At 45.8% G+C, this 7,943-nt stretch carries 5 protein-coding genes and 2 pseudogenes; all 7 read right to left on the reverse strand.

The window, feature by feature from the left end:
* Positions 1 to 227: 227 nt before the first annotated feature.
* Positions 228 to 3,497 (reverse strand): DUF5704 domain-containing protein, encoded by a 3,270-nt coding sequence (locus L693_RS0123275; RefSeq protein WP_025720395.1) that lies wholly within the window; start codon positions 3,495 to 3,497, stop codon positions 228 to 230.
* 3 nt (positions 3,498 to 3,500) lie between these two features.
* The gene (locus L693_RS0123280; RefSeq protein WP_025720397.1) at positions 3,501 to 4,442 is read right to left on the reverse strand and encodes a stalk domain-containing protein; all 942 of its coding nucleotides are present in this window, start codon (positions 4,440 to 4,442) and stop codon (positions 3,501 to 3,503) included.
* 446 nt (positions 4,443 to 4,888) lie between these two features.
* Positions 4,889 to 6,094: a DUF6805 domain-containing protein gene (locus L693_RS0123285; protein WP_331281103.1), complete on the reverse strand. Its 1,206-nt coding sequence runs from the start codon at positions 6,092 to 6,094 to the stop codon at positions 4,889 to 4,891.
* A pseudogene (locus L693_RS32195) lies at positions 6,068 to 6,501 on the reverse strand (beta-L-arabinofuranosidase domain-containing protein); the annotation flags it as partial. The pseudogene L693_RS32195 and the gene L693_RS0123285, both read right to left, overlap by 27 nt.
* Before the next feature lie 19 nt (positions 6,502 to 6,520).
* Positions 6,521 to 6,866: pseudogene (locus tag L693_RS28455) on the reverse strand (MmcQ/YjbR family DNA-binding protein).
* A 160-nt stretch (positions 6,867 to 7,026) separates the two neighbouring features.
* Positions 7,027 to 7,452, reverse strand: coding sequence for a MaoC family dehydratase (locus L693_RS0123300; protein WP_025720399.1), 426 nt, complete (start codon positions 7,450 to 7,452; stop codon positions 7,027 to 7,029).
* A gap of 227 nt (positions 7,453 to 7,679) precedes the next feature.
* Positions 7,680 to 7,943, reverse strand: a 264-nt coding sequence (locus L693_RS31695; protein ID WP_231503739.1) for a hypothetical protein, incomplete at its 5' end; no start/stop codon positions are given.

Below are 7,943 nucleotides of genomic sequence, written 5' to 3' on the forward strand. Positions count from 1 at the left end.
ATGAGCAAGCCTGGATGAGAATCCAGGCTTGCTCATTTTGTTCACTTAACATATGCTAGGCTTACTGTTTCACATGTCGGAGTGGCCCAAATGCTCGCTTCCACTGCATATGACCAGGTAGGGAAACTGGAAACCGACTAAACACTCCGAACAGGGCTTGACAAACTTGCGCTTGTCAATCATTAAGAAGAGATTCAGGTCATTCTTGATTTGTATGATCCTCCCGATTAGTGAGGGACAAATGAACTGAAATCATCCCGACTGGACTGGTCTGCATGATAAAACACAACATCCCCATCCTGTAAATGAAAGGCATGTCCGTATGAGTCTTTTACCTCTCTGCGATACCCCTCCAGCTGCCATTGGTTCAGCAACGGACCATTGATATATTGCAAATGTGGATGCTCCGTGTCCCCCTGACGAAGTGATTCCAAATTGAAGCGGACGACGATAAAGCCCGTTTTCTTAAATATATCCGTATGCTCGTTTAGCTCTCGCTGACGGCTTTCATTACGTAGATCCGTCCCTTTGGTGACGGCGTACACATCGGCAGGCAGGCTATATTCGCCATACCAGCGCTGAATCGCCGCATTGGCACGGTCGACATCAACCCCATCCGGCAGGTCTGTCTTCGGACCGATTAAGGTACGGACCGCCGCGGGCAGCACTAGCCAATCGTAGCGGCCAATCCACGTCTTGCTGCGTGCAATACACTGGGCATATAGCGCTACATAACGTTCCAGCGTTAACTGGATCCGCTCTACTTCACTCAGTTCATGTTGATATTGGTAGGCTGCTGTATCCTGCATTTCCTCTATGGGGACACTTCGCAGCCGCTCATTCAAAATAACATATCGTTTCTCCCGGTCCTCTGCCGATCCCACACGGATAAATTTTCGGCTGCCGGAATGCGTATACAGATCCACCTCTTCCCGCTGTCGCCCATCTTTGCTCACCCAATAAAATGAGGGCGTAATGCGGATACCATCCTTGGCGCTGAACATATTACCTTTAGTTTTGAGATCAAACTTGAAATGATAGCCTGTCTTGACCGCCACATTTTGGTAGCCCTCATGCGGATGACTGCCGGGACGTACAGGCAGGGTAAACGGCTCCGGATTTCCCCTTGGCAATCCGTCGATGCCGCCTAGCCCTGTCCAGTAGGACAGACCGCTATGCAGCAGGCTTCCCTTGTGCTGACGAAATACCCGCTCCCAATGATAATCGGCAATATCGGTGATATGAAAATCATACATCCGTCCGATAACTTCAATGTTGACCACATCATTGGCAACATGATGAGCAAGATCCATATTGGCATGACGCTGTTCGGTGAACCCGCCTGGTGCATTTTCAGCAATGGTACGGAACTCGACTGTGTAGTTGCCTTCATCCACCCATACCGGTAAATAAAAGTCTGTATCCAGTTGCAGCACCGGAATGTCAATCCAGGTACCTCGCGGATAAAATTTTGTCTTTCCTTTATCGTACACATCGAACGGGAATCGCACCTGCTTAGTTCGTACATATTTGGCATATTCCCGGTTCCCGTAGCCGGGAATATTCAAATGTGGGCCTGAGGTCGAAATTCTCACCTGGAAAGGACGCTCCAAAATAAGTGCCGATCGCCCCTTCGTAGGCTTGGTTTTCTGGTTATGAGCAGCATCATCCGACACGCTGGAAAGATTCACGACGGGAGTGTGGACAGTCACCGTGTTAATCCCCTGTATCGAAAACGTCTTATCCGCACCACCATTGATATTCCCTTTGAGAATAGCGAAGGTAATGTCACCGCTGCTAGCCGTATTGGGCTTATTTATCTTGTGCTGATCAATCATATGCCCCGGACTGTATAGCACATCCGGGCCAATCGCCCCGGAAGAAGGAATAACACCCGGCTTGGGTCCATTTACCTTCACGCGCTGCGGATTCATGATGGTCCTGTTCTCAAAGGTCAGGGTATCGTTCTCCACTTCGACTTCCTTAACAGCCCCCTCTGCCTTGGATTGTAGTGTACTGCGTTCGTCAGGTACACTCGGCTTGCTGCTGCCTCCACTTTTGCTGCGACTACCAGCATCCACGGTTCCCGGTGCAGGGGGCGGATAAAAGTTGCCCATGGTCGCTGCGGCATATGAAGGTAAGGTATAGGATTGCGGACGAATGGTGATTGTTTCATTAAGTAACGCATAATTTCGGAGCGTAGCTTCCCTGATACCGTACACCTCCAAGTTGTCTATCTTCCAAAAAGAGTACGGACGTACGATTTTGTAGGTATAGGTTTTTTTCACAGTTTCTCTCCGCGTAGATTTTTTCTTGGGCCGCCAGCTTAACCGATATTCCCGTTTTACATTCACCGTATATGTACACTGACCTGTCATGTTTACAAACTTATGCTGGAAAAGGTATCTCTTGGCTTGTACATGACCGTACAGGCTCTCAGATGTTGGAATACCTTTGGACACGTCAAACTGTTCCCGGCCACGCTGGTCTGCTTTGATAACGGCAGATACTGTCGGGTCCAGCTCGGTAGTTTCCAAGCGCAAGCCAGGTACCGGGCGAGAGCAGACAACACCTTTCATCGGCTGTTCCTCGCCTTGGCAATCTGAGGGTGAGCCCTCTTGGCTTTCTCCAGGTTTAGGACAGCCCTGACCTTCTTTGTAATACAAATAAGCGGTAAACTGCTCAAAAGAACCATCATACGTAAACCCGGGTACAATGCCCGGCAAAATATCTCCGCTCGGCGGTTTACCCGTCGTGCTTTTCTTGTAACCCACATATTCATATTTAGGATTGGTTGGTGGGATGAAATCATACGGTTGATCAGGTTTTAGTTCATCTTCAACTGGTGTAAAAACGTTGTTAAGCGATTTTCCATCAGTGGTAAAATGCTTGACGATTAGGCTGCTCTCCAGTTCGATTTTGAACAGGATGGGCTGGTAGATGCGCCAAGCTTCTACTTCTTTGGCGCAGGTGGGGCAGCTCTCGGCTTTGATATTACGTGCTTGGACATTCGCATTCAGCATCATGTTTACCGTGATTGGAATAATAGTTGTGTCCGTTCCAACCCCTTGCTTCTGGAAGGGCCAAATATCTGAATTTTGTGTGCCTTTACTCATGTAATCCGAATAGTCTTGATAAAGGTCAGATCGTGATTTTGTAAAATACTCCCTATTGTCACTAGCCGTGTACAGACGAGCCGTTACATTCTTGATCTTTCGGCCTGGGAAATTAAATTTGTAGGTAAAAGTGGCTTTACCTTGCATGTTCTTTTCAGGCTGTTTTCCGCCATCTGTGACCCAAACACCTGCGGTGTTTTTCCACATGTCGAAGTACATCATGCCGACAAAATAGCGGTCATTTTTGTCTGCAAAGTAAGACAGCGGCGTAATTTCCGTCTCGGCTTCCGCCTTGTTCGTCGGAAAAGAAAAAGGTGGGATCTGCAATAGTAGCAGTATCCCCACCAGCAATACAGCTAGAACGCGTTGTGTCTTCTTCATGCGCTAATTACCTTTCCACGGGTTAACCATCATAGGAATATAGCCATCACCTTGCAAACGAAATCCGATGTACTCAATGTCTTGTAGCTTGAAGGATTTATAATTTTGTATACCTTGAAAGAGTTCGTCTCCAGACGAATAAATTGGGTAATAGATCATCTTTGTACCGTCCCCATTGTTATGCATCATTTCATTAAGCGGAGGACGGAGACGTGCATCCTTGTTCTTCGTCATGTAAAAAATCCCTCCTGCCGTAGACTTCGTTTTAACTCTCATACGCAGGTAAGGCACACCATCTGGAGTAGTGTACGGCTCAACAGAATAAATATCCCTAAACAGCTTGATAGGCAAGTCAGATTGCTTAAAAATCAAAACTTTGTCATATGGCTTACCAAGATCATCGTTCAAAAGGGCTGGTATAGATCCAATAGTTTTTTTGTAAGGTTCAATGCTTACCTGCTGTCCTTTAGTCTCCAGCTCAGCAATTTCCTTCTTCCCGATCCAGACCCAGCGGCTGATCTTATCCCACTCCACCGTCTGGCCCAAGCCTTCACTTACTAACCGGAGCGGCACAAAAGTACGGTTCTGCTTCAAAATAATCTTCGTTTCGTATGTTTTGGTCTGTCCGTCCACAGTGGCAGTGTTTTGTCCGACCGTCATGCTAACGGCATGTGCATCATTTTTGATCGACACAGCCAATTGACCGCCTGCTTTTTCCCAACCAACCTTGGCCCCCAAGGCTTCGGATACAAAACGAATAGGAACCATCACGTAATCGTTACTATCCTGAAAGGGTTTAGCATCCGGGAACTGTATCTTTTTCGCATTTAACAAGACCTCAATCGGTTGGGGGCTGTTTGCCGCCTCCGTCGTTGGAATTGTACTTGTCGCGCCCCATAGCAACGTAACTGCGGTCAAACTCAACATCCATTTTTTTATACTCATCTCTCTATCCCCTTTGTCTGCTAGTACTCTAAACTATGTATATCAACCCTACTCTCATATACTTATTGCATCCCCACTTTCGGAAAATACTGGATACAACTTATATATTATATGGTTTCCTTATTACAAAATCTATAAGGAAAACTTCTAACATATAGACATTTTGAAAAAAGCCATCCCAATCTCTATCGCTGAACTCGAAAAAGTGAATATAAAAAACGGAGTAGGCAAAAATGTACTAAAACAACAAAAAAGGACTGCCTCTCCCCAGTTAAGGAAGAAACAGCCCGTGTGCTTCACGCGCAAACGACTATGAATAAATCAGTTCATAACAACATTGTTCCAACATCATCCAATATTTCTTACATCATAAATCATAATCTATTAAAAATCAAACGTTACTTTTACTCACAAAGCATCTCAAAGGGCATCCATCCGCTATCACGCTAGTTACCCGCCTGATAGAGCTGCTCATACACCTCTTTATTGACCATTCTCAGCCCAAACAATCTGCGGATACGCTGTCCCGGCTTGGCCTTAAAGGTCACTTTCGCTATGTCCTTACCCTCCAAATATGCAGCCGGAATGGCGGCATTTACGTTGTAAAACTTATCGGCCTCATCAAAGCCTTCACTAAAATGCTCAAGCGGATGACCGTTAATCAAAATGTCAAAACCACAGTTGGGCATTTCCAGCGTGGCCGTGTAGGTGATAACGAGCAGCATCGGAGCAGTCGGATCTGTTTGCAAATCCAAAGAGAACCAGCCGTCAATGCCCGCATTTCGGTAAGGTCGGTTGCTTACATATCCGGTGCGGGTGGAAGCATCCCCCTGAAAGTTATGATCCCGCTCCGGCTGCATTTCTCCAGGCTGGGCAAAGTCAATCGTACACTGCTCCAGAATCGCCAGCTTTTCGCGTGCCGCCGTATATTCCTTTTCTGCCTCCTGCCATGTCTCCTTCGTAAAAATGTCCCCATACACCGAATAAGTACGGTCGTGTATTTTATACAGAGGAGACAATTCCACGTCCCGGGGATGCCCGGCATTCAAGGTGTGGAATGTATTCGTTTTGCCCTCCACCGGCTGTATCCAGGCATCCAGTTCCCCCGACTCAGGTATGAATACCGGTGTGTAGAGGAAATCCTTGGCCTTTGGATCATCTATGGGCCCGAGGTCGCCTGCCAGCACCAGCGGTCCATACATGACAGCCGCCCGGTCCGGGTTATCCGGCATCGGCTCCAGTCTCAGCGACATCGGAAGCTCCACCTCGACAATATCACCGTCTATCCACGTTCTAGCGATAGATACGAAGCTGCCCGGTTCTGACACGACTGCTTGTTCCTTGCCATTCACACGGATAGTCATCCCTTTTTCAGCCCAATAAGGATAGCGGATGAGCAGCATGAATGGTGCAGGTTGATCGCATTGAATTTCCAGCTTGGTATGATCCGTGTCCGGATAGGAGGTGATCTGTTTTAACGTAACTCCTGCTTCTTGCCATTCCAGTGTGGAAGCGATGAATTGATTGACATACAGTTTATTGTGATCGTGAAAATAAATACCGCTGCCGTAGCTTGCATGGTTCTCCATCCCTGTGCCGACACAGCATGTAAAATCATCAAATTTGCTTTCAAAATGCTTGTGTCCGCCCATGGCCAGGGACAGAAAATACGTCACACCCCCGTAAACCGGGTCCTGCGAGGCCAAAATATGGTTAAACAGAGCCCGTTCATAAAAGTCCGCCTCCCTGGCGGATACATTCATTGAAAGAGATGGTTGGTCAGCTTAAGCATATTATAGGTATTGCACGTCTCCGTCGTATGCGGCCCGATGCGATCATTCAAGCCATCCGGTGCTCCAAAATATTCTCCAAAGCTGTTCCCGCCAATGACATACGAATGATGCTCCACCACTCGTTCCCAAAAAAACTCCACCGTCGCCCGGCGCATCGGATCATTGGTCAGCTCATACTCTTTGGCAAGTCCGATCAGCTTGGGAATTTGAGTATTAGCATGAATTCCTTGCAGGCAGTCTTCCTGTGAGCTAAGCGGGTCGAGCACCAGCTTGTGCCAGAAGCATTCAGCCAGCCGCAGGTAGCTCCCTTCTCCGGTATACCCCTTTTTTCTTCGATTTCGTCAGTTGGAAGCTATGTTGCACCATATCAAAAAGATCATCCTCTTGCATGTTACCATCTAAAATAACGGTATTCCAATGCACTTTATTCATATAATATCCCGGCTTAACTTCTTTAAATATGCTGCGTAGGAAATCGGCTCGACTCGGCTCACATTTGAGGTTGATGCAAAGGTGACCATCATGCTTGTAAAGCATCGCAAAGTATTACAGTCCATTTTTCGTCAAAGGGGTAGTCTTTATAAACGTCGGGATAAGTCAGACAGTAATTTATTATTTCCTCTTTAGTCATCTAGCTCCTCCATAAAATCTATTTTCAAGAGCAACCTTTAGCGGTCACCAGCAGGTAGTCCTCACCTTAAAATCATTATAAAGAACAACTCTGTTCCCCAATCAACTTAATATTAGGAGGCTCTCTTCTGTAGATTCTATATCTACTGTCTGAATACACCTTATTTATTAACTAAAACGGACAATTCACCTTCAAATACTTTCTTATCCTTGTCATTGAAAGTCGTCAGCATAACAGTAACTAATCCTGTTTCATTCAGTTTCTCTCTAAGTGCAGTTACCTCCACAATGGTATGTAATTCGTCTCCCGGGTACACGGGTTTTATAAATCTAATATTGTTCATAGCGGTTCCAGCAATGACATCATCACCATAACTATCCGTTTCAACCCAAAGCTTAAATGAAACTGCTAGCGTTTGAATTCCTGAGGCTATGATTCCATTAAATCTTCCCTGCGTTGCTTTATCTTCATCCAAATGCATATATTGTGGGTCAAACTCCGTTGCAAATCTGGTAATATCCTCTTTTGTTAATGTTAAAGACTTGGTTCTAAATAGTTGTCCGATATAAAATTCATGGTACCGCATTAATGTACCTCTCCTCTTGGTCAAATGATCTGTTTTTTAAGCATATCATTTATTAAGTTATTCTGCCCGTAGACATATTAAAAAAGGACAAAACCGCGTAGTGGCGCCTCGTGTACATTTATAGCTCAGTTCATATACAAAAAAACTTTATGCGAATAGCGCATAAATATCAATATGTAGCTTCCGCATGCGGCTAGCAATCATCCACTTTTAATTTCAAATGCCTCTTAAGAACATCCTGTTTTATAAATAAAATCCTTACCAGTCCTCGTCAAATATGCTTCCTGAGCAACAATTCTATTCCGTCCACTGCACATGGTGCTGTTGAGTGAATCTTCCATCACTAACCCCCTAGGCAGGTGTGCCTTCGGTTTCGTTATATCCCCTTCAATGAGTCTCGTCGGGAATGAGATAATGTTCTTGTCATATGGTTTTGACAAGAACATTATCTCATAAAAACAGAAGCCGCCCTCAAAGGTTGTTATCGAACT

This window comes from Paenibacillus sp. 1-18, assembly GCF_000520755.1.
Classification (GTDB): domain Bacteria; phylum Bacillota; class Bacilli; order Paenibacillales; family Paenibacillaceae; genus Paenibacillus; species Paenibacillus brasilensis.